The following is a 25,755-nucleotide window of genomic DNA, read 5'->3' on the forward strand; positions in this document are numbered from 1 at the left end:
AATGGGCCTAAACGCAAGCAACTACGGCATGCCGCGCTGCTTTTATGAGGTGAGCCACCGCCGACAACGGGCCAAGGTTCTCCAATACTTCACAGGCTGCTTCAGCGGAGATATTCACGATGCTGTCGAAATCGCGGCTCGCGCCGTTGCCGGGTTTTGAAACCTCACCGGCAGCCCAGCTCTGCATCGCGCTCATTGCCGGATCGATTATCGCCTTGCAAATCGCGCTCATGCGCGTCTTTGCCGTCGGTAGCTGGGCACATTTCGGCTCGCTCGTGATCAGCCTGGCCATGCTTGCCTTCAGCCTTTCCAGCGTGATTATCTTCGTCTTCAAAGAATGGATCGAGCGTCATTGGCTCGGTATGGCCTCGCTTGCGCTGTGGTCGATGGGCCCCCTCGTCGTCATGGCCAACCTCACTGCGCAAAGATTTACGTTCAACGCAATCTTTATAGTGTCCGATCCCGAACAGAAGTGGCGGCTCCTCTTCAACTTCCTGCTCTATCTTCTTCCGTTCCTGTCCGGTGCGATCTTTCTCGGGATCGTCTTTCTCAAGGCTCGTGCCCGCTTCAGCCGGATGTATTTTGCCGATCTTGCCGGCTCGGGTGCCGCTGGCCTTGTAATGCTTGGCGCCCTGTACGTCCTTCCTCCCGAAACAATCTTGTCGGCAGCATTGCTGTTATGGGGCTGCGGAGCCACGGCCTGGTTCATTGGGCAGCGCGCCGTTGCTACAGCAGGCGCAACCGCTGTCATTGCCGGAATTTCAATCGCCGCCTACGTGCTGCTGCCAGGACTGCTTGGCGTGCCTGCCATCTCCGTCACACAATACAAGGGCATCTCCTACGCGCGAAACTTTCCGGACGCGACGCGGGTTTATCGTAACATTTCGCCGTTCGGGGACCTTCAGGTCTACAAGAGCGCCTACATGCACTTTGCCCCGGGGTTGTCTGACAACGCGGCTTTCAACATGCCCGAGATACCAGCTGACACCTTTCTTGGGCTCTACGTCGACGGCGAAGGGCCCGAAGGCATCATGCGAGAGCTTCCGCCGGAGGACGCAGCCTATTATCAGTATCTGCCGGCCCACTATCCTTACGTTATTAAGAACCATCCCAAGACATTTGTCGTGCAACTCGGTGGTGGCATCTCCACCATGGTTGCACTGCATGCAAATTCGTCATCCGTGACCGCGGCAGAAAGCAATCCGGCAATCATCGCGGCACTTCGCGATCCAAGTCTCAAGGACTACACTCATGGTTTGCTCGATAACACCGCGCTGAACATAGTTGCAGGTGACGGACGGCTATACCTGGCGCACAGCAATGAGCGATACGATGTCATTGACCTCAGTCTTGCGGGTTCCATTGGCCTTTCAAATCCCGGCGGATTTGCAATTGTCGAACGCTATGCACATACCAAGGAAGCGATGCTTGACTACATCAATTCCCTTGCCGATGGCGGCATTCTATCAATCACCGTCTGGAACAAGGAAGAGCCTCTCAAATCGGCGCTGAAGTTCTATGCCACGATCGCAGCTGCGGCCAGGGCTACCGATCCGGATCATGCCGCGCAGTCGCTGTTCGTTGCCTCCAGCTACCTCTCGACCACGACGGTGCTTTACAAAAAGAGTGGCTTTAACTCGACCGATATCGACAAGCTTCGTGCATACACGCGCTCAATGTCCTTTGACGAGCTTTATTCGCCTGGTTTTTCTCCCATGATACCGGACGCCGATACCCTGATGAAGGACTACCGCAACTCGATTTTCGGCAACGGTGCCAGCGCCGGTTCGTCTGCGGCGCCGAATGCAGATGCATCAGATGCGGCGGCTGGCGACGCACCGCCTCCAGACGATGCCGCTGACGCTCCAACGCCGCTGCCGGCAACGAGTCTCGCACGATTGGCTTGGTCCAGCCTGATAAATGGCAATTGGAAACAGTTTCACCGGGACTACGTATTTGATGTCACCGCACTAACCGACGACCGGCCCTATTTTGCCGGCTACGAAAAATTCGCTGATCTCCCGAGAACAATCGATCGCCTCGACCTATTTCAGGATGACTGGGGCTATCTGGTATTGTGGGCAACACTCGGTGTCGCAACGCTTGCCGCGCTATCGCTCATAGTGCTGCCCCTTCTTCCTCGGCGCCGGTCAATGCTGTCGCGTTCGCCAGGAGCGGTCGGCTGCATCGTCTTCTTCGCCTGCCTAGGCCTGGCCTTTATCATGGTCGAAGTGGGGTTGATCGGTCGCTTTACACTGGTTCTGGCAAACCCGACGATTTCAGCGTCCGTCCTTATCTCCTGCCTGCTCGTGTTCTCTGGACTTGGCAGCCTCTGCAGCGCACGCATAGTGGACAAAGCGCAGTACATTATACCTGCAATTCTTGCCGCAATCGTTGTTTTGCTTTTGGGGTACAGCATGGGATTAGCATCTATCCTGGCCTGGATTGGCGGCTTTCCCTACGGTTCGCGTTTGGCGATTAGTTTCGCACTTGTCGCGCCCTCCGCTTTTCTAATGGGCTTTCCAATGGCAACGGCAATGGCGTGGCTTGCTCGTCTCGGCAAGGATCACCTGTTCGTATGGGCCTGGGGCATCAATGGCTGCTTTTCCGTAATCGGGGCGGCGATGGTACCGATAATAGCCACCTCGTTCGGATTAAGTGCGGTTCTCAACATCAGTGCCTGCGCCTATGTGATTGCCATGCCAGCATTTTTCTCGGTTATGAAAAAAAGTGCGGGCACTGTCGGCAACTGCGACGTTGGCGGCGGACACTGTCAAAGATAGGAGCGAAGCCTTATGACGATGAGCATGGCGAAAGGTCTGGTCCAGGTTCAGTTTGTGCTTGAAGCGATTTTTGTGCTTCTGGCGTCCGCCCAGTAAGACGGACGCCAACTTGATGTCGCGTCTTTTAAGACGGATTTTTCATCTTCGCGATCAAATTCTTGACGGCGGCCTTCGCTTTGGCGGCGTCAGGCTTTTTTGCTCTCAGCGACGAGATGGCGCCATCGGCCGCGTCATCGACAAATCCCCACGCCTTCTTGTCTTTGTAATATAGGGTCGGCTGACCGGCGTCCCATGCGGTTTCGAAATCAGTAATGCGCTTTTGCGCACCTGCAATATCATTCTTCTCAATAAGAGCCAGGGCATCGCTCGCGATGGTCTGGTATTGCGAGAGGTCGCCCATGTTGCTTGCAACGTTAGCTGCGAGAACAGATGCTGCGGAAAGCAGCGGCATCACGGCCGGGAGTGCGAGAAGGGAAATCAAAGCAAGTGTCTTTTTCATTTTCATCTCCATTGACAAAGCGGATTCGTGATCACGCTGCAAAGCACTTTGATGCAAGGTACTTACAGGCGCCTCGCGGAATGAATACGAATTCGTAAGACAGCTGCGTGATCAACGCTCCGCGATCTCAAACGAAAACGAAAGAGCCAGTTGCTCTGGCCACGAAACAGGGCATGGGAAAACCATCCTGTACGCCGATACTGCGAGCAGCGCCTACCAAGGTGGTAGATGCCTCTTCGTGTTCCCCCTGGATAGGTCGAAGCTGGGACGCGAATTGCGAAATATGCTCCGCCCAACCAATTAAAATTTGGAAATTTATGTCCTTCTCGCACTTTCTTACAAAACCGTATCCTCGCGGCAAAGCGGCTGTATGAGGATGGCATTAGAAAGAGCGATGCCCCGGCAGAAATCGGCTGGGTCGACAAAAACGCGAGACGTTCCGTCCATAACAAAAAGGAAAATCTATTATGAACAAAGCCGCTACAGTTGCCATTCTCGTCGCCGTCGCCGCCGCAGGCTTTACAGCTGCTGGCGCTCGCGCGGCCAACGTGCCTTGCGAAGAAATGCTCAAGGATATGCGCGCGGCAAAGGCGTCTGCGACCCTCTCCGATGCCAACAAGACCAAGGTCAATGACCTCGAAGCCAAGGCCGTCGAGCGTTGCAACGCCGATGATGACGCCCGCTCCGACAAGTTCTCAAGCGACGCCATGGCAATCATGGGCAAGTGAGTCCTGAAATAACCCGGAGAAAAGCCTATGACAACTCCCCCACGCATCCCGGTCGGCCAGAACCGCGTTCCTGAAGTGACAGTCGATTTCTGGCTTATCAAGCTTATGGCGGTGACCATGGGCGAGACGGCCGCAGATTATCTGGCCGTCAATCTCGGGCTTGGCCTGACAGTCACATCCTTGATGATGACGGCCGTACTTGTCCTCGCCCTGATCTTCCAGTTCGCGCAGAAACGGTATGTTCCGCCGGTCTACTGGACGGCGGTGGTGCTGATCAGCGTTGTTGGCACTTTGGTCACCGACAATCTCGTCGATAATTTCGGCGTAGCGCTTCAAACGACCGCGATTTCCTTCACCATCTTACTCGGCCTCACCTTTGCCGTTTGGTACGCTTCGGAAAAAACACTGTCAATCCATTCGATCCTCACGACCAAACGGGAGGCCTTCTACTGGCTTGCGATCTTGTTCACCTTTGCGTTGGGTACCGCCGTCGGTGACCTCGTGGCCGAAGTCTTTGCTCTCGGCTACCTCACCACCGGCATTCTCTTCGGTGCCATCATCGGCGCCATTGCCGTTGCGTTCTATGTCTTCAAGGCGAATGCCATCCTGTGCTTCTGGCTCGCTTATATTCTTACACGGCCTCTCGGCGCCTCTTTTGGTGATCTTTTGTCTCAGCCGGTGGAATATGGAGGCTTGGGCTTTGGCACGATCGTGACAAGTGCTCTTTTCCTGGCAGCTATCGTTGGGCTTGTGATCTACATGACGCTCAAGCACAAGCCCGAGATTCTAACGAATAAGCCATTACAGGAACTCCAATAGCTTCAACTCGCTCTTCCGCGATCGAGCCCTGCGACTTGTGTCGCGGGGCTTTTGCATGCCTTGAACAACTTTCCGATTTACACAAAGGGGCACGCGAGCAACCAAGAAGAATCGGGTACTTCCCTAATCGTGAATTGCCGACCCAGCTTTTTGTCAATCTGGCCGAGAATGCCATAAATCATTGCCCGCTCGGAACGCGGATCATCATGTCGCTTGCCGACGATGGCGATCGAGCGTTGGCATCTGTCAGCGACAACGACTCAGGAATTCCGGCTCACGAGCGGGGAATGGCTTTTCAGCGGTTCGATCGGCTTGACAAAAAGCAGGACGACGCCGGGAAGCGGCCTCGGCCTGAGCTTAATCCGCGCTATTGCCGATTTCTACGCGGGTTTATGGACCCTATACGACAACGCGCCCGGCTTGCGTGCCACGCTCGCAATAACTAAAGCGCCCAAATACCTAGAGGTATATTCCATATGCTGCACGCAAAGAGCCCTGACAAGAGCTGTGCCGATGACGCGGGGATCGCGTCCGCATCCTATCCCCTTTGGCGCCGCTATTGCCTCATCGTTCTACCAATGCTTGCGCTCGCTATCTTGTGCATCCTGCTCGCTGTCTCTAATGCGTTGACGCTGAGCGTCGAGCGTGCCTATCGCGCGCAGGCTGGAGTCCTTCACAGGTCGCTCGCTCAGTCCATCAGTGCAACCGGTCAGAGCTGGCGGGAACTCCTGTCCGGAAGCGGGGGTTCGGCCTCCAGCAAACGCGTTACCGATGCCCTGCAAAAGGAGGCAATGGAACGTGGTCTTTACTGCGTCGCAATTCTCAGGATCGATGGTACGATGCTCGCCTCCACTCAAGGCGCAGGCTGCATGCCTTTCAAACACACGGATATTGGAACACTGACTACCTCAACGAACATATTCATGGAGCAGGAAGGCCCTCCGCTGCTGTGGACGGTAGCCACGCTTCTAAATAACCCAAATGGCCCTGCCCCATTCATCATCTCAACATCCGAGCACGCTGCAGCGCGGGAGCGGCTGGTTGAATACGACATCCTTTTCTGGCTAGCCGCATTGGGCATTCCCCTCATCGGTGCGGTCGCCCTCTCTACAGTCCTTGTGTTCAAGGCTCAGGGCGAAATCGACCGCCGTACGATCGAGATGACAAACGCGCGGGCGGCGCTTGGCCGATTTCTCTCGGACAGCACGCAGAAGCGCATTCGCGACCGTACACCAGCTGCGCGCCGTCTTGAAGCGACGGTCATGTTCATTGACATTCGCAACTTTTCCAGTTTCGCCGAGAGTTCCACCGCCGAAGAGGCAGTCGCGCTCGTCTCCCAGGTTGCCAACATCGCTTTCACAGCAATCATTGAAAACAACGGCGATGTCGATCGACTTTTGGGAGATGGCGTCATCGCCTGGTTCGAGGGCGATGATCGAAACGCCAACGCGTGGGTGGCTTCCGAGCGGATTCTATCGGAGCTCCGGGCGGCCCGGTTGCCGCGGGAGGTCGGCATCGGCCTTCATGACGGAAAGATCTTGGAAGCCGAGATCGGCATCGCCGACCGCAAGGATGCGACCATTCTGGGTGCAACGGTGAACATCGCAGCCAGGCTTTGCGGGCTTGCCGCCGGAAACGAGATTATGGCGTCCGTGTCGGTCACAGGGCCTGAGGACGATACACAACTGCGCATAGCGGACAACACCGAGATAACTTTGAAAGGCCATCGATGGACGATCATCAGCAAACGGGCCGTCTTCAAGCGTTAGTGATTCAATGATCCAGTCGATCACCTGCGAGTTGAAGAAAAGATAATGGTCATAAGAAATTATCCCGCTCGGTACCCCACGGGTATTGCAGGTCATGCATGATCCCGGACAATCAAGATACAACGCACGTTCAATTACTTAGAGGAGCCCAGGATTTGGGAGAGTGGGATGATACATTACGAGATCTCCTCCATCCGAAGACAAGACTCATCGATTGGAATCCGGCGGAAAGAAAAACGGCATGTCGCGTTTCAGTTTGGCGGCTAGCTCATGATCCGGAAACCGGTCGATGGCCGCCTTCCAAATCCCCAAAGCCTTGATCTCCTCCCCGCTGTTCCAGTGAGCGCCGCCGAGATTAAACATCGCCAAGTCGTAGTCTGGATCCAGCGCGAGGGCCTTCTCATAGGCCCCGATGGCCCGCGCCGACTGGCCAAGATCGCCGTAGGCTGCTCCAAGCTGAAACCAGCTCATTGCGTCAGGCTGGATGCTCTCGGCCTGTTCGCGCAGGATCGGTAGGCTCTCATCGAACCGACCGAGGAAATTGAGGGCCGTCCCGAGACAGTAGCCGTAGTGACCGCCCGCCAGGTCGTAGGCCTTCCGAAAACAACGCTCTGCCTCGACCCAATCCGCTTCATCTTGCGCCCAGTGCCCAAGGCGATCCCATAGAAAGCCGATCCAGCCGCTCGACCGTCAGATCATCGGTGAAATTGACGGTAAGCGACTGCTGCTGGGTCCAGTTCTTTCCCTTGTGCTCGTACTGGCGGAGCACGGTCTCTGCCAGGCAGATGCGCAGCGACGCTGTCGGGATGTGATAGGCAACGTAGAAGCTGTGTGGGTGCATCAGCAGATAGTTCAGGTTCGAGCGGCTGACCTCGATGCTGAGAGAGCCATCCGCGTTCAGGGCGCGTTCGGTCCCTTTGAGCTGAACGTGGACCCTGACGTTAGTCGCCTGCGCCTGCTCGACGACTTCGATCTCGCAGTCCGTACCATAGTCCTTGCGGTCGGCGCGCTGGAGGATGAAGCGACCGCTCTTCATGAGTCGCCCCTGAAAGGCCGTTTCCGCCTTCTCCTCCGTGACATGATTGGGGTCACGCTTCGGCAGGTCATCGAGGTGGTCCAGGTTGTCGGCCATCCCCTACCCCTTGCGCGTAATGAAGGCGAAGTCAGTGACGCCCGCTTTCGCGGACAACTCCAGCCAATCCTTGTTGAAGTCGGGCAGGCAGGCGCGCTCGAGCGCGGCGGCAGCTACGGCCGCACAGTAGGCGATGCCGACATGCACGGTCGACCCCAGGAAGTTGAGGAAGCGGGTCAGGTCCGGCGGGTAAGCTAGGTCGGTGTCGCTGTCGAATATCCGATGCCGTTCGCCATCGACGAAGGTGTTAATCGCGGTCTCCAACACCGCATAGCCCAGAAACGCTTCGGCCGACGCATCAGGTTTCGTCAGAACGAGGTTGAGCTCGGGTCGCCATTCGAGGGCTTTCTGACTGAGCACCGGGTTGACGTGACCGACCGCGATGTTCCGGATGTACTTGGCAAATTCGAAATTTCGCCGGTGCGGCGTGATGATTTCCGAAATGGCCGGATGGTCCTCGTAAAGCGACCGACAGATCAGCTCAAGATCGGTCACGTTGGCGCACGACACCAAAAGCTGCTTCCTCAAAATGAGTCTAACGCCGTGATCGCTCGGGCCGGCCTCAAGGGCGCCATCGGCGGCGACGAGATCGCCGTGAGCAAGGCGGGCTGAAATGGCGATGTGAATGAAATTCATGGAGGCAATTGACTGATCCTCTTCAGCAACGAAGGTCCTACCCATTGTCGCAGATGCCACGGCTCTCCGGCCTCCGCTGGAGCAACAACTCGTGCACATCTCAGCAAGCTCGCTATAATATGGCCGAGTCAGAAAGGGCGATGGGCAAAACCAGATTCTTTATGTAGGGTCTATCATAATCGGGGGATTGCAAGATTCGTGATGACAATAATAAAAATAGTCGATGATGGAAATATCCAGGCATCAACGGTGAGTAGGAGCAAAATCTTTATTCATGAACCGTACAGTGGTTGCCCGTTTTATTTTGAGCTAGTGCACTGACGTGGCTAGCCTCGCTGTTCGGCTGATGGAGATCGACGACACGCAGCTCGAAGAATTTATCGAGCTATGGGTGGATCGTTGTTCCCAGCAATACGATCGAGTCGAACGAATTGGCGCGGCGAACGACAAGGGCCGCGACGTGATCGGCTTCCTGACCCGTGCCCGGCACGAAGCGCCCTGGCATCTCTTCCAGTGCAAACGGAAGACGCGAGGCGGCAAGCTTGGAAAGTCCGAGGGGCTCGCCGAACTCGGCAAGGTGTTTTTCCATCATTGCCAGGGTGCATACAAAACCTTGCCCGAAAAATATGTGTTCGTCGCACCACGCGGCATCGTCGGCTCGTTGATGGATCTGATCAACAACCCCTCGACTCTGGGACCCGCGTTGATAGATGGCTGGGACGAATACTGCTCCAAAAGCATAACCCGGCGAGCGACGGTGGCGCTGACGCCGGAAATCAGAGCGGCAATCGAGAGATTCGATTTTTCACGCGTAGAGCACCTAACTGCCCCGATGCTCGTCAAGGACCCGGCGGCGGGACCAGCCTTGTCCAAGGTGCTTGGTTTGATGCCGGACGAGGCGCCGGTTGGCGAAGCGCCGCAGGCCATTCAGCCGGAGGAGGCGCAGTACGTGGACCAGCTCCGTCACGTCTATGGGGAGGCCGGCGGCGACACCTTCATGTCGGCCGACGATATCCTGGCGCATGCCGATCACGGCGAGCATTTCCGCGATCAACGCACACGCTTTTTTGAAGCTGCCTCGTTCAAACGTTTTCACCGGGACAATACCGCTCCAGGCGCGATCGGGACGTTTGAGGACGATGTCTACCACGGCGTCATCGATGTGCACCGCGATCGACACGAGACTCTTCTTCGGCGTGTCGACGCGGTCATGAAGCACGCGTCGATCCTGCCGGCGAGTTTGATCGGCCGCACGGTACGCGTCCCGGTAAAGCAAGGGATTTGCCATCACCTCGCGAACGACGGACGGCTGAAATGGGCGCCTTGAGTGAGGGCGATTTCGGAGGATTGTTCAACTCTCCACTCGAAGCGGGCATCAGGGCCGTCGTGGTCCTGGAGCATTTGCGGCCGGAAACGCTGGACCTCGCTGAGATGGTTCTGTTCGACCATGTCGTCGTACACACGGCTGATCTTGGCGGCCCCCCTAGCCTGCATCCCGAGGTCCCCGGGCGGAAAGGTGAGCTCCTCGTCCGGCGGAGATTGATCGAGAGGAGCTTGCAGCTCATGCAGCGGTGCCATCTCGTTGACCAGGAGAGCGCCGAGGAAGGCATCGTTTATCGCGCCTCCGAAGAGGCGGCGGCCTATGTCGAGCTGCTTGAAACGACCTACTCGGCGCAAATGAAGACCTGTGCTCGTTGGCTCGCCGATCAAGTGAAGACCCACAGCAAGGTGCAGTTCAAGCGGCTGGTACGGGAGCGGATCGGCGATTGGACCGAAGCGTTCCAGACAGGCCTGACATGAGCATTTCCGATCCAGCGCGATTCCTACTTCGCCGTCTTGCGACTACCGGCCCCGGAAAGAAGCTCGTCACCCTCACGTTCGGGGAGCGCATAAACGTCGTTTGGGGCGCCTCCAACAGCGGCAAATCTTACATCGTCAAGGCGCTTGACTTTATGTCTGGTGCCAAGACGCCACTGCCGCCTATCACCGAGGCCCAGGGCTACGACAAATGCTGGCTTGAGCTTGAACTTCCTGTAACCGGCACGGTGACGCTGGAGCGGGCCATGAAGGGCGGAGATTTCGGCCTGCACATCGGTTCTGTGGATCCAGAGTCAGCTGGTCGGCCCGATCGGACATTATCCTGGGATCATCGCGGCAAGGGCGAGAGCTTGTCGGGTTTCCTGCTCGGCGAACTCGGGGTCGGCGCAAAGGAGATTGCTCGAACGCTGACGGGCGACAAGAACGCTTTCACATTCCGGCACTATGCTGCCTTCGTTTACACCGAAGAAACGAACATGATGGGGGAGTGGAGCCCCATCCGCATTTCAGACCGTAGCGGCGAGACATTCGACAAGAACGTCCTAAAATTCATCCTGACTGGCGTCGACGATTCCGCGATCGTCACCACGCAAAATCCCGATTCCCAGAGAACCGCGAACTCGGGCAAGGTCGAGATAATCGACGAGATGATTGCCGCCGCGCAACTGGAATGGGAGCGAAATTATCCCGGCGACCCGGACCTGAACGATCAGGCCGAAAAGCAAACCGCATCGATCCGCGACCTCCAGCAGACGATGTCGGATCGCCAATCGCTCTTGGACGATCTTCGCCTGGATCGCCGGTCGAAAATGGAATCTCTCAGAGACGCTCAGGAGCGTCGGACCGAGATATCGCTCTCGCTACAGCGCTTTGCCTTGCTCAAGAGTGTTTACGAAAGCGATCTGCAGCGACTGGCCTCGCTCGAGGAAGGAGGCGCGGCTCTGCTGGCGGGCGCGCGCAGGCCCTGTCCACTCTGCGGCGCGGATCCATCGCATCAACTTCATGCGCACGGCATCGACGAGGTCGAGACAACCCAGAGGGCGGTTCGGGCCGAGATGACTAAGATCGCGTCGGAGCGGGCCGACCTTGCGAAGGCAACACATTCTCTGGAGGCCGAACAAGAAGGATTGCTGAAACGCGCCGAGCGGCTTTCGGGCGAGATCGAGGGCATCGACAGAGAGCTCGATGAGGTCAAGCCGCTGGAAGTCGCCACGCGCCGAACTTACGAGGAACTGGACACAGCCCGCTTCGTGACTAGGCAGGGCCTTGCCCTGCGACAGCGCATTGAAGAGCTTCATCGCCGAAAGGCGCAGCTTGAAGCATTCAAACCGAAGTCCCTGCCGCGTGGCAGCGTGACTTCCGGCATAGATGGAGTGACGGGACACGACTTTGCGACCACCGTGCAGATGGTGCTTCATGCTTGGCAGTTTCCGGGCCTGCCGACCGTCTCCTTCGACGACAAGACGCACGACATTCTCATTGACGGGAAAAGCCGTCGCGCAAACGGCAAGGGCGTCCGGGCGTTGATGAACGCCGCGTTCAAGATCGGTGTCCTGCTGTACTGTCGGCAGAAGGAGCTTCCCCATCCAGGTATCGTGGTTCTCGACAGCCCTCTGCTGAGCTACCGCGATCCACTCACCTCCAGGCATGGCGAGCTGGATGCTGACGAAAAGGAAGTGAAGGATAGCGGGCTCAAGGAACACTTCTATCGGTTCCTAGTAGAGCAAAAAGATAGGGCTCAGTTCGTGATCATTGAGAACGACCCGCCTCCGATCGCACTTGGTGAAGAATCCATCGTGACGTCTTTCGCTGGTTCGCTCGGAACCGGTGAACGGCGAGGCTTGTATTGAGGTGGCGATCTGGCAAGGCGCAACGCCGGTAGAATTCTGGAGATTTCTTGGTCTCGATCAATCGTGCGGGGTGGGAGCATCTCGCTCCAAAGCCGGTGCATCGCAGGTTTCGCGAAGTCGAGACATTGCTGCGCCAATGGTGTCGGTCTGAGTACGGTACACATTGGCTGAGGATCGCGAGGCAGGAACACGGGGTGATCCGAGTCAAGCCGGGCCAATTTATTCCGGTCGTCCACTTCATTGCTCTCGGCGACAGGCCGGTTTTCATCGCGCCCCAGCACAAGGTCAGACCAGGGCACCGTATGGTGGGCTCCGATCAGTTTCGATCAGGGCACACACTTGAAGAAGGCGAACTCGCGCTTGGACCGGAAATTCGGCTTGATGTCGTTGAGGATCAAGCACTTCTGGCCGCGGCAGCACGCGGAGACATTTCCACCCAGATCGCTGGCGTCAAGAACCCAAGCCTGGTATTTTCGGTCCCGGCGCGTCTTCTTCTGGCCCCGGACGCATTTCCGAAAAAGAGCTTTGTACTCTATCAGCACATTTTCGGCGCAGGACCATCGTACCCCGACGATGGGTTTTTCTATGTCGGTGTCACCACTCGAAGCTGGCAAAAACGGTGGACAGAACACCGGCGGGCGATCGAAATCGGGAGTCCTTTGCTGTTCCACCGAAAGCTGCGCGAAGAGATGAGCGCTGGCAGGGTGACCTACATCCACCACAAGGTCATGGCGGTCACCGATGATATCGAGCGGCTCTATGCAACGGAGGAATGGCTGGTCGAGGGGCATTGGCACGATGAGCGGCGTCTCAACATGATCCCAGGCGGGAAATCGGGACTGCGATATCTTCGCGAGAACGGCATGTTGGCTGAGCGGGTGGTGCCACTGCCTGATGAGCGCGACCGCCTTATTGAGTCTTGGTTACGCGAGCATTCACGCAAGGGCCTGCCCGCCCCCTGGGTTTCAGAGAAATGGAGGGATGATGCCTGGGCGGTCGCCCAGATTTGTGGCCGTGATGACCGCCTCTCTGTTGAGCAAGTCCGGGCTATTCGGGAGCTTGCGAGCGTTCACCCGGCTCAGACCATTGCCGAACGGATCGGTGCGCGGAACAGAGAGCAGGTACAGAGGGTGATTGACGGAGAGACCTACACGCGGGTGAGCTAAATCACGAGTGTCGTTCCAGCAATTCTCCGAGCACACGCTCGTGTTGATGTTCAAGCAAGGTCTGGGCTGCGGCGCCCTGATTAGAGTGGTCGATACCAATCGGCGCAGCCCGCCAGCCGCACGAATTCCGGCGACGGATGAACATGCACTTGGCGGATGAATTCGCCCGGAAGGTGCTGCTTGATATTATCTTCGGCATGGCTCGAATTTCGACTCGGCGTGCCTTGGGCCACCACGAACCTCTGACCAATGTTCATCGCCAGACGCAATCCACGATTTCCCCCACACCATGCGATCGGGATCTCTGCTTCGACGATTGCCGGCTTCCCGATCGCGGCGATGATCGGACCCATTTCCGGATCGCGGTCATGAGAGTTGTAGACCGCCTCGCCGCCCCAAAATCGGAGAAGATCGCCGATTCCACCTTCACCAGCGATGGCTGGCCTGAAAAAGCAGAACCACAGCATGCCAGCGCGATATCTTTCTGCGGCCTGATTGGTGCGTGCGAGACGATCGCCGTGGTCGGAAGAGAGCAATCCCGCCCGGACTGCAGCACCGATCCGGCGTGACACGAGATCGATGTCGAGCAGCGTCATGCCGTTGGCCTTGATGTCCTCGACCTCGTGATCGGCGAGGCGAGTACAATGCCAGCCGACGACACTGTAGGGCTGCAAAGCCTCAACGACGCTGTAGAGCGCGGCATCGAAGCGATTGCTCAATGGACCGACCTCATGCGAACGCAATGTGCCGTGATGCTCAGTGAGAACGCTCAACAGATCGGATGGCCAGGTATCGGGTTGATCGAGATCAATGATCTCGCGGGTGAGGCTGGTCATTAGCCGCCGCCCGCGCGTCTTGCAGCCGCCGCTATGACCCGGTCGCGCTGATGTCTCATCATCAGCATGGCGAGAATGGTTGTGGAGGTCAGCCGGGAGACCCGGAAGAAGGCGTCGCACACCTCATAGTAGACCGCTTCATCCTGCTTCGGGTCGATGCCACTGATCGCAAGCGTCGCCATACGCGTTTCCGAGTTCGTGTCGGCGATCGCGGTGAAGAGGTGCCGAAAGCTGAGATGCACGAAGTCGGAGGTCTGCGCATATAATGGTTCGATCCAGGGATGGTCTTCGGCAAGCTTTCTTTTCAGGAAGGCGTCTGTGAGGCGTTCCGGCTTTCCACCGCCAACCGGCGTGCCGGACATCAGGCGATCGAAGGTGCGCTCTCCCTTGAAAAGCCTCTGAACATCAGCCTCAATGTCGCCCATCATCGTCAGCCCGTTGATGCGCATCGCCGTGTCGATCTGGGTGCGCAGCAGGATCGTTGCCGAAGGAAAGTTCTTCGTTTCAATCAGCGTGCGGAAGCCGCGGGATTGCGAAAGCGTCCGCTGGGTGGCGCCGAGGACGAAGAAGTCAACGATATTGACGGCACCGTTGGGCAGCATCTCGTGGGCCTTGGCGACGAGCTCCTGTTCGAGCTCCTCTATGCTTTCGAGCCGGTGCTTCAACGTTGTTCGCACCGGCGGGCTGTTCTCCTCCGTCATTTGCTTGTCCTTTAAAATGCATGAAATATCCCTCGACGACGTGGGTCAACATGTGAGGCCGGGCGCTCCACCGAGAGAAAGTCCGCGACGTTGTTGCAAGCGAACCGAAAGTATTAAAGCGAGGCTACAATCTGGTTAGGAAAAATGAATTGTCGTCCTTGATGCTAGCGTTATCTCGTAGCAGGGGGAACGACATGGAACCATGGCTTAGAATACCTGAGGATGTGGTCGCATGGTTCCGAGCGGCATTTGAACAGGCAAATCGAAGGGTCTGTGAACGCCTCGCGAACCTTCCTAACATCCGTGAAACTTCTCTCGACGATGGCCTGATCGAGGCGCTGATTCCCGATAGCGCGCCAAGACTCCTGCCATCCGGGGCGATCGTGCGAATGGACACGCACAACATCGGCGGCTTGCGACGTCTGGGCGCGCCGCATTGGGATTGGGATTTGCCCCAGCGTCGCCGCTGGGAGACAGCAGACATTGCAATCCTCGTCTTCGTTTACCTGCGCGACACCCTCATCGCGAAGAAGATCGGCCTCCTGCAATCGAAGCGACTATTCCCCACGAATCAGGACGTCGAGGACGAAGATGAGATCGGCTTCCTGCACGGCATGAATGCCTTCATCCGGCGCGACGGTCACCACGCAGCGAAGGCGTTGCATCGGACCTATCGCTTCGACGAGTCCTGCGCCTATTCCGCGATCCGTGCCGGCGATCGGCAGGTCGGCCTGATCGACACACTCAATCGCGACTTCGGCAAGGCTGTCTATTACCTGCTCTATAACCCGCCCGAGCTTCCCTTCTCCGTCGACTACCCCCTCCGGCAGCGTATCCCGGTCGAGAACATGCCCATTGGCAACCGGGTTCTGGATGCGGACGACGTGCACCAGGTGTTGGCTGACCTAGGCGACGGACATTCGCCAACGTTCGCACAGTTACAGACGGGGAGCAGCACCCGCAACTGGCCGCTCGAAACCTGGGCGGCTGATCTGCTGCTCACATGCCAGGTGGGTCAGCAATTCGACGACAGCAACGACGATCGTGTGCGGTATTTTCTCGAGCGGCGTTCCGGCCCGATCGGAGCCGCACTTGCCGTGTCGATCACCCTTCCCGGGTAAGCACAACGCCACCCCGCGCGGCGCTCAACATCACTTGCCACGGGTGGCCAAGGGAAAGCAGGTTAAGCAGCTTATCAACCTTGGGCTCGGGGCACCTGAGTTACCTTTGTCACGCGGGGCGTTCCGGCCCCTGAATTTGTGCAACGGCCTGCTGCACAATTTGCGTTTAGGAGCATCTCTGGCAGTGCCTCTCTATCTTCCTCGATGAGGTCATCGACCGCTATCGCAACCAGATCAGCCAGGGCACTCTCCGCAACTGGAGATCGAAAAGGATTGGCCCGTCATTCATCAAAATCGGCAAGGCCGTCTTGTCCCCCAGTGATGAGCTGGACCGTTGGGATCGTTCAAATGTCGTTCTGTGCCACCGCACGAAAGATCTTCCGTTTGACGACGACGCCGAAAGCGATGGGAGGTGCATGTCGGGATAGGTCATAGTCCCATCCGGGAGAGTGAATCGTGATCTTGCATGCACATCCGGAAGCGGGCAGGATCGGGCGGAATATAGCGGGACCACCGCAGAATTTCATTTGTTACAGCCACCAAACCCACACCCCAGCTGATTTATGAATTCACGTAACAGATTGAAATAAAACACATTTTTGCCATGGCTCGAAAGATCCACAATTATCCCGCTCAATACCCCACGGCCATCCTGGGTCCCGTACAACACCGCATGCTCCCGGAAATGTAGCATTTCAGCGGCTTAGAGTTTACCCGCGTGGTGTCGAGTGGGATGGTGATTTACCCTTTTCCGCGAGAACGAACACCGCTCGCAAATTTCTGAAATTACATAATAATAACAATGCACTAAGTTACCATAAACCTCGCCGTATCCATCGAGATGCTTGGCGGCACGGATCGACGTCGAGGCGAATAGGTTCTTCCCGGTGATCGCGGTGAGGGCTGCGGAAACGTCGGGCACAAACAGCACGACCGCGAGATCTTTTACCGCCCGAGAGCAACAGACGTAAAACAGGAGTCGGGTTCGATCGAGCACCGTTTCCTCGCCGGCCACAAGCCGCTCCTGGTCATTCTCCGACAGGGGGACGTAGCCGAAATACTTTCCATATGAGTACTGGTGAAAGGCCGCCTCCTCATCGTCGATCACGACCAATACACGCTCGACTTGGGCGCCCTTCACCGTGGTGCGTTGCGAAAGGCGATTCCTCTCTGAAGTACCGTCGATAGGCCCAGAGTTCGGCGACACGACAATCCAGAAGGGCCTGCACGTTCGCGAACGCGCTGCTACCATCATCGGCCGGTGCGGCAACGAGATGCGGACCGTAGCGATCGTCAAGGCGCACCAGTTCAGTGGCATGGACATGTTTCATAACGTCCCGCACCGTTGACTGCGCTTCATCGGCGAGCATGACGACCAACACATCGACCGCCTGCTGCGGGCTTGTCAGCACCGCCCCGGCAGCTTGGCCACGTACGCGCTCGGGTTCGAGCTTCGGGCTTTCATCCCTGAAAATCGACATGACCGTGAATCGCTCACCATCGCGTGCCGCCATCACGAGCGGTCGGAGGTGTTGCGCTATCGGCCGGATCGGCCAGGCGGTACCATCAGCCAACCCTTCGCTGAAGCTCATTGGCGCCCTATCATTGAGAGCCGCGTAGAGGTTGGGGAAACCAAGCCGGGTTGCCGCGATACGGTGGACCAACACCAGCAAACGGACATCACCCTCTGGAACATCGCTTCGCCAGAGATCATCGGAGGTTTCCGTAGTAAGCCAGTTGCGAACTGCCGAAAGCCGGGCACTGCGCTGCGCGTCGGCTGGCAGAACGAACAGGTTCGCGGTCCCCGCGACAGGCAGTTCGGGACTGCCAATACGACTGGTCACGTCGCAACTCCATCACCGCCGGTGGGCACGGCTCCTGCCTCGCCCTCACCCGCTTCATGCGCCTCGTCATCCTCGCCCGGTTCGGACTCCGGTTCGGGGGCGCGATCTCTGCTACGCGCTTGGACCGGATGATGGAGTGGCCGATCCGCCGAGCTTGCCTGACCGCTACAATGGGTTGGGCTTTAAGAACCTCATCTTAATGGTGGTTGAACTCCTCGACCTCCACGCGCAATGGATCAGACCCGGCGTCAACGCGATAGCGCCGCCACACGATCGAGGGCCGTCGCGAAGCCCTGGAGAGAAATCGAGAACGGCGCGGCGGCGCCGCCATCGGCCGTGGCCTTGATCTTGAGAGCGGTGCCGGAGCGCAGGGCAACGATCGTCGCGGCGTCAAAATTCACCGACAATAGGCAGCCGCCCGGCATGCAGGTCCGGAACCGCACTGGCTGCATCGCCGCTTTCTCATCGATCTGGAACGAGACACCGGAATCGAGTGCCAGGCCGAACGGCAGAACGAGCGTGCCGGCCACGGTGTTGCCCGACGGCGCGTTGAGCTCGATGGCGAGAACCCGCTGGCCATTCTGCTGGGCCTGGACCTGCGACAACACGCAACGCTTTGCGCTGCCTTCCTGCGCGCAGGCGACGCGCCAGTCCTTGTAGGTTTCGTTCAGCGAGGATGCACCGCCCGGTAAAGCGGACTGGCCGCCGGATTGCGCCTGAGCGATTTCGAAGCGCTGCGGCGCCGGATCGTCGCGACTCTCCGTCATCGCAGCCGCAACGCTCGGCGTGGAGATCGCGCCCTCCGAAACCAGCCACCCTGTCGCACCGCCAGCAAAGACAAAACCTGCCAGAGCGAACATTCCAACGCGATGTGCGTTCTTGCTCATCATGCGAGCGCCTTTCGTTCGGTTGCGCGCTGCGCATTGAGATCCAACAGGTTTTGGAAGCTGTGCATGGACGCGAGATGGAAGTTCACCAGGGCAAGCCATCCCTTCACGTGCCAATCGGCGACCGTATCGGCGGGCAGGGCCCGAAATGCCTTTTCGTTGACAGCATGAAAGCCATCTATTAGATGGCGCGCGCCATCGGGCAGGCGGAAATCGGCATGGTATGGCATCAGGAGACCCGCAGACTTTAGAGCCTGCGCAAACGTGACAGTGTGAGTATGATCGATCTGAAATGCGAAGCAGAAGTCCATCGCGCTTCTGGTTAGCTGCGTTGGTTGACCCTGTGCATCGAATATACGGTGGTCGTCATTCTGCTCCACGCCAGCAGGCGTGAACCGCTCTGAAGCCTGATCGATGGTCAACAATTGACCTCCCTCCGGCGTCTCTAGCACGATAAACGGGTAGCGACGGACATAGGCGGGCAGATAGCTGCCGGATCGCCAACCACCATCCCGCTCAATAAAAAGGTTGTGCCCCTTGCGTATTCCAACGAGCGCTAAGGGAGATGCCTGTTCATCCATGGCGAACACAATAGGATAATGCCTCATAGCCGCTGGGAACTCACCGGCGACTATTGGAATGGCGGCAGCATCGCGGCAGAAGCCATACTCTGGCATCCCAGCGAGCCCTGCATCGCGGTGATGTTCAAGACAAACAACGACCGGAGCCTTGTAAAATAGTGGAAGATCCGCGGGATCGCCCCCCTTACTCGTGTGCTGAACTATCATGATCTTCCTTCTCCGCGACGATACGCATCGCGGCTATTTGTTTTCAGAGGGCGCATCCTTTGCTCGGATTCGCCGCGGTTAAACTTTCGGGTTCTGGGCGTTGATCACTGCATGAGGAGCGTTTCACGCCAGGCCCGCTCGACCTCATTCGTGAAACGGCACCCGAGGCTCCGTCGCAGCGTCCAAAGCAAGGTCTCGCTAATCGGTTGGTAGTGGGCATCGACCATGCGGCAGATTTTGCGGGAGTATGCCAAAGCTCGAACCGATGGGAGCAAGGCTCCAAATCGGGGGAGTTCATCCACCATCAGCCTCAGTGTCGGCAGAAGCTTTCTTGCCTGCGGCTCCAGATCTATCGCAAACAGCCGATAGACATCGGGATACGCATCGAGAAGCCGATGAGCGAACATCGTGTCGACGCCGTCGGAAACGGGATCCAGTTGGTCAAGACTCTGTTCGATCAGCGAAAGCGTGTATTGATCCATAGCCACGTCCAAATCGTACTGCACTCCCTGTGGCAGCTTCAGGCCCGGAGCGCCTGGAACCGCATTGAATTTTGAACGTCCCGAACGTCAGTTGCTTCCCGGAGGCTTCTTTCCGGAAGGTGTCCCATCCGGATTCATGCCGTAACGGCGGTACAGCGCCTGCTCGTCACGAGCCAACTGGGCATCCATGCGCGCATTGGCGCTTGTCGCCAGCGCGTTTCGCGCAGCCAGCGCAACGGGGGCTTTGGCGAAACTGGAGAGGCCTGTCGGATCTGCGCTGGCCGCAAGGCTGGTCGCGCCCTGAACGGCGCCAAATGCGGTTGCCTCGGCGTTCAATTGTTTCTCTAAGGCTCGTGTCTCGCTCGAGAAGTTCGAACCTTGAAAATTGGATTGCGTGCTCTGGCAGCCGGCCAGCGTTGCCGCAGCCACAAATAGCGGTGCGAATAGAGCACGACGGACTTCTGGATTGACGCGCAAATGACGACCTCTCAACGGGTTTGATAGATTTTCAATAACAGGCGACCTTGAACTCGCCCTGGTTTCGCAGCACGGAGCCATGCAACGGCCCCATCGCTCGTGCAGCAAGCGCTCCGCCCGGCCCCGCGAAACCGATGCCGGCGACAGCCGTGTTCACCGCCGTATTCGCGGCCCGAACGCCTTGCGTATGCGCCTGAATCTGGTTGATGCAGGATTGAGCAGAGGCATATGCCTTGGCTCGTTCGCGATCTTCGGGTTTCGCATCGGGGCGGCTCGCCGCCAGTTCGGCGGCCGCCTGGCGACCGGCCATGTCCGCTCGCAGGGCGCTCATCCGCGCGTCGCCCGAGCTACAGCCGGCCGCAAGTAGGCAAATCGCGCCCACGAAGAAATATCTTGTATTCATGCAAATCGCTCCCCTCCTTTGGACATAGATCATGCGTCCCAGGCTTCGACGCCCTTGGCGCAAAAGCCCGAGACCGGATCAGATCGCGTTGCGCTCACGCCTGCATCGACACGCGAGCCCGCTTGCCGATCGCAGACGCGTAGATTGCGATGAAGAGGCCGCCCACAACGGTGATGTGTTCCATCACGACATGGAATTCCATGGTTCTCATGGGCTCTTCCATGGTCCAGAAATTGTGAGCGATCGGGATCGTCAAAACGGTGAAGGCAGCCAAGGCGCCGGCAGCCATCCACGTCCACCGATCGAGGATAACGAGGATCGAGCCGAGGAGCAGGGTGATCACCGTCGCAAAAAAGAAAAGGACTTCCGGCACCAGGCCGAAATGCCGCATTTCGGCGAGCCCCGCAGCGAAGTCGAAAAGTTTAGCCAGGCCACTCGACCAGAACATGAAGGTCAGCACAGTTCGCGCCAAATAGCCGAACCACGGCTTGCCGAGATAGCTTTCGACTACGCCTGCAAGGAGCCGTGCTGGTGTCGGTGGTACAGTTGTCAAGAATTCGCTTTTGGTGGTTTTAAAGCTCATATTTATTCCGTTCGAATCGAAAAGGAGGGCGACGGTGCCGACCTGCGTCGGCGCCGTCATTGCGGGCGTCAAACAATCAGAACTTGACGTTGAAGTTGGCCTTGACCGACTGGTCAGAAATTCCGGAGCCGAACTGACCGCCGTAGCTCACGCCAAGCGCCGCATTCGGCGTCAGGGCAAGGTCGAGACCGGCCTCGATCACCGCAGCATTCCGCGCGATCGGCACACCGGCAACGGTGAACACATCACCACCGCCAAACCGCATCGTCGAGATCGGCGTGACACCCCCGAAGGCATGGCGCCAACCGAGCGCGCCCTTGGCGGTCAGGCTCGCGCCATTCACTTCGAACGTGCTCGAAGCCCGCAGGCCGAGTGTCGAGAAGGTCGCATCGGTGTTGCTCGACGAGCTGGTCAGAGCCGCAGCACCGCCCCGTTCGCTAGATCCATCCGTATGCAGATTGACGTAGGCCAGATTGGCGAAGGGCTCAAACCGGGTCGCGCCCATATTCATGCCATAGGCCAGTTCGCCGAAGACCTGCGCCGTGCCCGCGTCATAGTCGCCCTTTAAACTGTTTCCGAAGCCGGAGAAGTTCACGCTGCGGTTCGTCGAAACATCGTGCCACGTATAGGCAGCACCCGTGCGGAAGGTGATACTGCCCCAGTTCGTACCGCCATAGAGACCAAGATGATAATTGTCGCTGGAGCCGGAGGAATGACGGTCCTTCGCGTCGAAGCTGGTGTTGCTGTAGCCTGCGACCGCGCCAAAACGCCAGGTATCGAAGACCGGCGTGTCGAGACCAACGAAGAAACCGCCAGTTTTGCGATTGAGACGCGCGGCATTGCCGTCCCCGTCCGTGTGACCCCACGAGCCGAAGCCTTGGCCCCAAAGTGCAACACCGTTGGTATTCGCCGCGACCGGGACCGGCTTACCGTCGACATAGGTCGTGACCATACCGCCGGAAGCGCCGACGCCATCAAAAGCCGCACGGATGCGATCGTTGATGGCGTTTCGGACAAAGCGGCTATCCTCGATCATCGACGCCTTGGCCGATGCATGAATCTCGCCCGACAGCTGATCAAATGCCGTTCGCGCCTGGGGAGCCGACAGGTTCAGCACCGCGTTGTAGAGCGGATTGCCGAAGCCGAGGCTCTCGACCCCGCCGCCAGTCGCAATCTGGTTCCGCGTCACACCAACATTCTGGAAACTGGTCTCGTTGCGGGTCATCGTCAGGTAGACGTTGTTGGCGTCATAGCTGAGTGAAGGATTAAGGAAGGCGAGGTTCGAGGTCACGCCGTCGAAAGCGCCATTGCGTCCGCCATTGGCGGCGAGGATCGTGTAGGTTGTCGCTGGCGCGTAGTTGCCCATGCCCGCCAATACTTTGACCGAGCCACCATTGATCGTGGCCACTCCGGTCGCATTGATGCGATCACCCTGCCCCGCCGCGTTGACTTCGACCTCGTAGATCGAACCGGCATTAAAGGTAATGTTGCCTGCGACATTCAGGGTGCCGATCGAGTTGCCTGGCGCAATCGTGCCCGAGACGACGGTATCGCCGATTGTGCCGGTACCCTGAAGGCGGCCGACCAACCCCACGTCCACCGAACCGCCGAGCACGCCGTTTACCGCAAGGGTGCCGTCTCCGACGGATGTCTCACCGGTGAAACCGGCACTGTTACCCGATAGCGTGAGCGTACCCTTACCGCCCTTGGAGAACCAGCCTGTCCCCGACAGTGATCCCGCGAAATTCGTGTCAATGTCCTGCTGGACAGTGAGCGCCGACGCACCGATCGCCACTGTGCCCCCTGTACCCGACAGAGACGACATATTGAGAGCGAAATTGTTGATATCCAGCGTTCCGCCATTCACCGTATAGGCCGTTTGATCGACGAAGGCGCCGTCCACACCTGCCCTCAAGATTCCGCCGTCAATAATCGTGCCCCCGGTATAGCTGTTGGCGACCATGAGGGTCACATCGCCGCCGATGATGCGAACCGCGCCGGTGCCTGAGATCGCTCCATCGAATGTGGTTGCGTCGGACCGGTTGAACGCCAACACACCATTGTTGACGACATCATACATGATCGACCCTGACGTACCGCCATTGCCAATCTGGAGCGTGCCCTGCCGGATTTCCGTGCCACCCCAATAGGTGTTGTCGCCATCGAGGATAAGCGTTCCGAGGTCGGTCTTGGTCAGCCGGCCTCCCCCGTCCAAATGGTTGGAGATGGTCGCAACGTAATTCGCACTCGCCGCGGTCCCGTCGCCAACGCGAATGATCGCATCACCATCGACGATATCGAGCATGTCGCCGTAAAGTCTGTAGCCGCTGGTTGCGAACTGCATGCCGGTGGCCCGAACTTGCCCGGTACCCGTGTAAACTTCGACATTGCCGGCTTTTCCGCCGAACACGACAAAGCCCGGCCGCGGATTCATCGCGCCGTTCTGGATCCCTTCGGCATCGGTAAAGGCACGACCGCCCGTTCTCCACTGACCGTCGCCGCCATCGATCTTGCCGTTGTCCCAGTTCGCTTGATTATCGCCGTCCCAAAACAGGAGTGGCCCGCGATCATTGTTCTTCGCGACGAGATTGACTTGCCCCGCCATGGCGGTCTGGACGCTCAGGTTGTCGCTGCCGTAGCCGGACGGCGTGGTCCCGAGCTCAAGACCATTGTTGGTCAGCGTACCCCCGTAATTGAACAGTCGATAGACGCCCGGACCGAAGCCGCCGACATCCTGGACATCGAGCGTCCCATCGAGCGTCAGATTCCCGGCGACATTAAAGAGTGCCTGGTCCGAACTCGCCCCTAGTTGCACGAGAACCCGCGACTCCGCCCCCAATGACAGCGAAGCCATGCTGAGCTGTCCGTTTCCGGAGCCGAAAAGCGTGCCACCACTCCCTATGACGACATCGCCAACACGGCCGGTACCCCCAAAAAAGCTATCAGTGACGGTCGTTCGCATATTGCGATAATCGCCGTCGATATATGCGCTTCCACCGGCAAGATAGAAGGAACCGCCATATGCGTTGGCATCGCCGGACAGCGTGAGGGAGCCCTGCCCTATCTTCGTAAACGAGGAGTTCGCCGAACCCGTGATCGTGCCTTCAAATCTTGTATTGTTGGTTCGATTACCGGTTTCGAGATTGTAATCCCGGAGATCGATAACCCCGTTGCCCGCAATGTCTCCAATCCGCTGATGGGCAAGGAGCTTCAGCGTGGCGCTGCTGGACTCGAGCGAATAGAGCGATTGATCGGAGAACGCGTAGCCGACGCCTCCGGTCAAAGTCCCTTCGACGACGCGCGTCGTTCCCCTATAGGTGCCGGAGCCTCTTAAAACGAGTTCGCCGGCGCCTATCTTGCTGAAGCCGGAACCGGCCTGGTCCTCGCCAATAACGCCGGACTGGACAGCAGAACCGGTTTCCACCGATAGAGCAGATTTTGACACCCTAATTTCATTTCCGATGGTCACCCCGCTCGCATAACCAAGCGTAGCGTCATAGATACGGACGATCCCCGTTCCAAAAGCATGATCGTTCTCAGCCTGCACCGCGCCGCCCATGATCGATGCGCCGCCGGTATACGTATTGTTCCCGGCGATATGAAGCGGACCATAGGCGCTTTGGAGAAGAAGGGCCCCGCTACCGCTGATTACCCCCGCGTGCGTCGCTCCAGCGCCCGACGCGAGCGTCCCCGTGCCGGTGAGGATCAAGTCATTGGTAAATATACCATTGGCAGCCAACGACAGGCCCCCGCTCGTTATTTCGATCGATCCGGTCCCCAATGCGGATGAGTTGCCCGCGAAGAGTACCCCGCCGGAAATCGTGGTCCCGCCCGAATAGCTGTTCACGCCATCCAATAGCAGACCGCCGCTTCCCGATTTGACCAAGCGATAAGCACCGCTGATTACACCGGTCTGGCTAGCAAACCCGGACCCCATGTTCAGTTCAGTGTCGCTCGTCATAACGATGGGCGTCGCTCTGGTCTGGCCGTCAGTGTAGGTGATCGTTCCCGCCAATGCAGGTGCCGCGAGTGCAAGCACAGCAAGGGAAGCGCCGGCGAGAAGTGAATGCACATGACGAAGATACGAAACGCTCACCGCCCCGAATTGATTGACAGTCCTACCCTTCAATTCCCTGCTCCTTGACTTGACCGGCCGCAGATAAAGCTTCGCCGGTGACGGACGCCGTAGCGTCCGAAAGATGAAAACCAATCTGCTTTGCGTGGCGCCCGCTCCTGCAGCGGGCGCAATTGCAAATTCCCGAACGCGATCTCGTCAGAACGCGACGGAAACTTTGCTCGTAACTTTACCGAGCTATAGCGATGCCCTTCGTCTGGTCGAAGAGCCAATTAGCTTCAATTTGCCTGCTAATTGCTGAGCTGCCGCGTATCACGACGCCGCAACGAAACCGCTGCCCAAACGAACGGTGGAGAAT

At 58.1% G+C, this 25,755-nt stretch carries 27 protein-coding genes; 11 read left to right on the forward strand and 16 right to left on the reverse strand.

The genetic code is table 11. The annotated features are described in order from the left end of the window. Positions 1–7 precede the first annotated feature (7 nt). Complete coding sequence (locus ACIQJ2_RS01240) at positions 8–232, reverse strand: hypothetical protein (RefSeq protein ID WP_400666397.1); 225 nt, start codon at positions 230–232, stop codon at positions 8–10. On the opposite strand from ACIQJ2_RS01240, the gene ACIQJ2_RS01245 reads away from it, so the two are divergent. Beyond that, positions 231–2,783: a hypothetical protein gene (locus ACIQJ2_RS01245; protein ID WP_400666395.1), complete on the forward strand. Its 2,553-nt coding sequence runs from the start codon at positions 231–233 to the stop codon at positions 2,781–2,783. The two genes, ACIQJ2_RS01240 and ACIQJ2_RS01245, sit on opposite strands and share 2 nt — an antisense overlap. Positions 2,784–2,907: 124 nt before the next feature. Here the strand turns inward: ACIQJ2_RS01245 and ACIQJ2_RS01250 are convergent, their stop codons facing one another. Next, positions 2,908–3,282, reverse strand: a complete 375-nt coding sequence (locus ACIQJ2_RS01250) for a hypothetical protein (protein ID WP_400666393.1) — start codon at positions 3,280–3,282, stop codon at positions 2,908–2,910. A 467-nt stretch (positions 3,283–3,749) separates the two neighbouring features. Between ACIQJ2_RS01250 and ACIQJ2_RS01255 the strand changes: the two genes are divergently transcribed. From ACIQJ2_RS01255 to ACIQJ2_RS01270, 4 genes are all read left to right on the forward strand, one after another. Next, positions 3,750–4,010, forward strand: a complete 261-nt coding sequence (locus ACIQJ2_RS01255; RefSeq protein WP_400666391.1) for a hypothetical protein — start codon at positions 3,750–3,752, stop codon at positions 4,008–4,010. A 27-nt stretch (positions 4,011–4,037) separates the two neighbouring features. Then, complete coding sequence (locus tag ACIQJ2_RS01260; RefSeq protein WP_400666388.1) at positions 4,038–4,829, forward strand: hypothetical protein; 792 nt, start codon at positions 4,038–4,040, stop codon at positions 4,827–4,829. A 134-nt stretch (positions 4,830–4,963) separates the two neighbouring features. Then, positions 4,964–5,275 carry a sensor histidine kinase gene (locus ACIQJ2_RS01265; protein WP_400746421.1) on the forward strand — a complete coding sequence of 104 codons (312 nt, stop codon included), beginning with the start codon at positions 4,964–4,966 and terminating at the stop codon, positions 5,273–5,275. A 30-nt stretch (positions 5,276–5,305) separates the two neighbouring features. Then, entirely contained in the window at positions 5,306–6,598 is a 1,293-nt protein-coding gene (locus ACIQJ2_RS01270) for an adenylate/guanylate cyclase domain-containing protein (RefSeq protein ID WP_400666384.1), read from the forward strand. Between the two features lie 207 nt (positions 6,599–6,805). Here ACIQJ2_RS01270 and ACIQJ2_RS01275 read toward each other — a convergent pair whose 3' ends face one another. From ACIQJ2_RS01275 to ACIQJ2_RS01285, 3 genes are all read right to left on the reverse strand, one after another. Beyond that, a complete protein-coding gene (locus tag ACIQJ2_RS01275; protein ID WP_400666382.1) occupies positions 6,806–7,069 on the reverse strand; it encodes a tetratricopeptide repeat protein in 264 nt (87 codons plus the stop codon). 160 nt (positions 7,070–7,229) lie between these two features. Then, entirely contained in the window at positions 7,230–7,730 is a 501-nt protein-coding gene (locus tag ACIQJ2_RS01280) for a DUF4365 domain-containing protein (RefSeq protein WP_400666379.1), read from the reverse strand. A 3-nt stretch (positions 7,731–7,733) separates the two neighbouring features. Then, the gene (locus ACIQJ2_RS01285; RefSeq protein WP_400666377.1) at positions 7,734–8,426 is read right to left on the reverse strand and encodes a hypothetical protein; all 693 of its coding nucleotides are present in this window, start codon (positions 8,424–8,426) and stop codon (positions 7,734–7,736) included. 286 nt (positions 8,427–8,712) lie between these two features. Between ACIQJ2_RS01285 and ACIQJ2_RS01290 the strand changes: the two genes are divergently transcribed. The 4 genes from ACIQJ2_RS01290 to ACIQJ2_RS01305 are packed head-to-tail and all read left to right on the forward strand — an operon-like array spanning position 8,713 to position 13,200. Then, positions 8,713–9,693: an ABC-three component system protein gene (locus ACIQJ2_RS01290; RefSeq protein WP_400666376.1), complete on the forward strand. Its 981-nt coding sequence runs from the start codon at positions 8,713–8,715 to the stop codon at positions 9,691–9,693. Continuing rightward, positions 9,681–10,166: an ABC-three component system middle component 2 gene (locus ACIQJ2_RS01295; protein WP_400666374.1), complete on the forward strand. Its 486-nt coding sequence runs from the start codon at positions 9,681–9,683 to the stop codon at positions 10,164–10,166. Before ACIQJ2_RS01290 ends, ACIQJ2_RS01295 begins: the two co-directional genes overlap by 13 nt. Next, complete coding sequence (locus ACIQJ2_RS01300; RefSeq protein ID WP_400666371.1) at positions 10,163–12,034, forward strand: hypothetical protein; 1,872 nt, start codon at positions 10,163–10,165, stop codon at positions 12,032–12,034. The genes ACIQJ2_RS01295 and ACIQJ2_RS01300 overlap by 4 nt, the downstream gene beginning before the upstream one ends. 47 nt (positions 12,035–12,081) lie before the next feature. Beyond that, positions 12,082–13,200 (forward strand): hypothetical protein, encoded by a 1,119-nt coding sequence (locus ACIQJ2_RS01305; RefSeq protein ID WP_400666369.1) that lies wholly within the window; start codon positions 12,082–12,084, stop codon positions 13,198–13,200. A gap of 80 nt (positions 13,201–13,280) precedes the next feature. On the opposite strand, the gene ACIQJ2_RS01310 is transcribed toward ACIQJ2_RS01305, so the two are convergent. Continuing rightward, positions 13,281–14,036 carry a hypothetical protein gene (locus ACIQJ2_RS01310; RefSeq protein WP_400666367.1) on the reverse strand — a complete coding sequence of 252 codons (756 nt, stop codon included), beginning with the start codon at positions 14,034–14,036 and terminating at the stop codon, positions 13,281–13,283. After that, positions 14,036–14,737 (reverse strand): hypothetical protein, encoded by a 702-nt coding sequence (locus ACIQJ2_RS01315; protein WP_400666364.1) that lies wholly within the window; start codon positions 14,735–14,737, stop codon positions 14,036–14,038. Before ACIQJ2_RS01315 ends, ACIQJ2_RS01310 begins: the two co-directional genes overlap by 1 nt. Positions 14,738–14,931: 194 nt before the next feature. On the opposite strand from ACIQJ2_RS01315, the gene ACIQJ2_RS01320 reads away from it, so the two are divergent. Both ACIQJ2_RS01320 and ACIQJ2_RS01325 read left to right on the forward strand, forming a co-directional pair. After that, positions 14,932–15,858, forward strand: coding sequence for a hypothetical protein (locus tag ACIQJ2_RS01320; protein ID WP_400666362.1), 927 nt, complete (start codon positions 14,932–14,934; stop codon positions 15,856–15,858). 194 nt (positions 15,859–16,052) lie between these two features. Beyond that, positions 16,053–16,286, forward strand: coding sequence for a DNA-binding protein (locus ACIQJ2_RS01325; RefSeq protein ID WP_400666831.1), 234 nt, complete (start codon positions 16,053–16,055; stop codon positions 16,284–16,286). Positions 16,287–16,561: 275 nt separating this feature from the next. Here the strand turns inward: ACIQJ2_RS01325 and ACIQJ2_RS01330 are convergent, their stop codons facing one another. From ACIQJ2_RS01330 to ACIQJ2_RS01370, 9 genes are all read right to left on the reverse strand, one after another. Further along, a complete protein-coding gene (locus ACIQJ2_RS01330; RefSeq protein WP_400666360.1) occupies positions 16,562–16,972 on the reverse strand; it encodes a hypothetical protein in 411 nt (136 codons plus the stop codon). Further along, entirely contained in the window at positions 16,953–17,702 is a 750-nt protein-coding gene (locus ACIQJ2_RS01335; RefSeq protein ID WP_400666359.1) for a hypothetical protein, read from the reverse strand. The genes ACIQJ2_RS01330 and ACIQJ2_RS01335 overlap by 20 nt, the downstream gene beginning before the upstream one ends. 248 nt (positions 17,703–17,950) lie before the next feature. Then, on the reverse strand, positions 17,951–18,589 hold the full coding sequence (locus ACIQJ2_RS01340) for an invasion associated locus B family protein (protein WP_400746424.1): 639 nt from the start codon (positions 18,587–18,589) through the stop codon (positions 17,951–17,953). Continuing rightward, the gene (locus tag ACIQJ2_RS01345; protein ID WP_400666355.1) at positions 18,589–19,377 is read right to left on the reverse strand and encodes a SapC family protein; all 789 of its coding nucleotides are present in this window, start codon (positions 19,375–19,377) and stop codon (positions 18,589–18,591) included. The genes ACIQJ2_RS01340 and ACIQJ2_RS01345 overlap by 1 nt, the downstream gene beginning before the upstream one ends. A 104-nt stretch (positions 19,378–19,481) precedes the next feature. Beyond that, entirely contained in the window at positions 19,482–19,865 is a 384-nt protein-coding gene (locus tag ACIQJ2_RS01350; RefSeq protein WP_400666353.1) for a hypothetical protein, read from the reverse strand. Between the two features lie 81 nt (positions 19,866–19,946). Beyond that, a complete protein-coding gene (locus tag ACIQJ2_RS01355; RefSeq protein ID WP_400666351.1) occupies positions 19,947–20,195 on the reverse strand; it encodes a hypothetical protein in 249 nt (82 codons plus the stop codon). A gap of 172 nt (positions 20,196–20,367) precedes the next feature. Next, a complete protein-coding gene (locus ACIQJ2_RS01360; protein WP_400666350.1) occupies positions 20,368–20,739 on the reverse strand; it encodes a hypothetical protein in 372 nt (123 codons plus the stop codon). Between the two features lie 94 nt (positions 20,740–20,833). After that, positions 20,834–21,322 (reverse strand): DoxX family protein, encoded by a 489-nt coding sequence (locus ACIQJ2_RS01365; RefSeq protein WP_400666349.1) that lies wholly within the window; start codon positions 21,320–21,322, stop codon positions 20,834–20,836. A gap of 76 nt (positions 21,323–21,398) precedes the next feature. Then, the gene (locus ACIQJ2_RS01370) at positions 21,399–25,451 is read right to left on the reverse strand and encodes an autotransporter domain-containing protein (RefSeq protein ID WP_400666347.1); all 4,053 of its coding nucleotides are present in this window, start codon (positions 25,449–25,451) and stop codon (positions 21,399–21,401) included. Between the last annotated feature and the right edge of the window lie 304 nt (positions 25,452–25,755).

Origin of the sequence: Rhizobium sp. NPDC092011, assembly GCF_044756305.1 — a bacterium.
GTDB lineage: Bacteria > Pseudomonadota > Alphaproteobacteria > Rhizobiales > Rhizobiaceae > Rhizobium.

Excerpts from the sequence above, each read along its gene's own strand:
- ACIQJ2_RS01340 (WP_400746424.1), bottom strand. The coding sequence starts at position 18,589 with ATGAGCAAGAACGCACATCGCGTTGGAATGTTCGCTCTGGCAGGTTTT.
- ACIQJ2_RS01245 (WP_400666395.1), top strand. The coding sequence starts at position 231 with ATGCGCGTCTTTGCCGTCGGTAGCTGGGCACATTTCGGCTCGCTCGTG.
- ACIQJ2_RS01260 (WP_400666388.1), top strand. The coding sequence starts at position 4,038 with ATGACAACTCCCCCACGCATCCCGGTCGGCCAGAACCGCGTTCCTGAA.
- ACIQJ2_RS01250 (WP_400666393.1), bottom strand. The coding sequence starts at position 3,282 with ATGAAAAAGACACTTGCTTTGATTTCCCTTCTCGCACTCCCGGCCGTG.
- ACIQJ2_RS01365 (WP_400666349.1), bottom strand. The coding sequence starts at position 21,322 with ATGAGCTTTAAAACCACCAAAAGCGAATTCTTGACAACTGTACCACCG.
- ACIQJ2_RS01270 (WP_400666384.1), top strand. The coding sequence starts at position 5,306 with ATGCTGCACGCAAAGAGCCCTGACAAGAGCTGTGCCGATGACGCGGGG.
- ACIQJ2_RS01295 (WP_400666374.1), top strand. The coding sequence starts at position 9,681 with ATGGGCGCCTTGAGTGAGGGCGATTTCGGAGGATTGTTCAACTCTCCA.
- ACIQJ2_RS01320 (WP_400666362.1), top strand. The coding sequence starts at position 14,932 with ATGGAACCATGGCTTAGAATACCTGAGGATGTGGTCGCATGGTTCCGA.
- ACIQJ2_RS01345 (WP_400666355.1), bottom strand. The coding sequence starts at position 19,377 with ATGATAGTTCAGCACACGAGTAAGGGGGGCGATCCCGCGGATCTTCCA.
- ACIQJ2_RS01360 (WP_400666350.1), bottom strand. The coding sequence starts at position 20,739 with ATGAATACAAGATATTTCTTCGTGGGCGCGATTTGCCTACTTGCGGCC.
- ACIQJ2_RS01315 (WP_400666364.1), bottom strand. The coding sequence starts at position 14,737 with ATGACGGAGGAGAACAGCCCGCCGGTGCGAACAACGTTGAAGCACCGG.
- ACIQJ2_RS01300 (WP_400666371.1), top strand. The coding sequence starts at position 10,163 with ATGAGCATTTCCGATCCAGCGCGATTCCTACTTCGCCGTCTTGCGACT.
- ACIQJ2_RS01255 (WP_400666391.1), top strand. The coding sequence starts at position 3,750 with ATGAACAAAGCCGCTACAGTTGCCATTCTCGTCGCCGTCGCCGCCGCA.
- ACIQJ2_RS01240 (WP_400666397.1), bottom strand. The coding sequence starts at position 232 with ATGAGCGCGATTTGCAAGGCGATAATCGATCCGGCAATGAGCGCGATG.
- ACIQJ2_RS01310 (WP_400666367.1), bottom strand. The coding sequence starts at position 14,036 with ATGACCAGCCTCACCCGCGAGATCATTGATCTCGATCAACCCGATACC.
- ACIQJ2_RS01275 (WP_400666382.1), bottom strand. The coding sequence starts at position 7,069 with ATGAGCTGGTTTCAGCTTGGAGCAGCCTACGGCGATCTTGGCCAGTCG.
- ACIQJ2_RS01290 (WP_400666376.1), top strand. The coding sequence starts at position 8,713 with ATGGAGATCGACGACACGCAGCTCGAAGAATTTATCGAGCTATGGGTG.
- ACIQJ2_RS01280 (WP_400666379.1), bottom strand. The coding sequence starts at position 7,730 with ATGGCCGACAACCTGGACCACCTCGATGACCTGCCGAAGCGTGACCCC.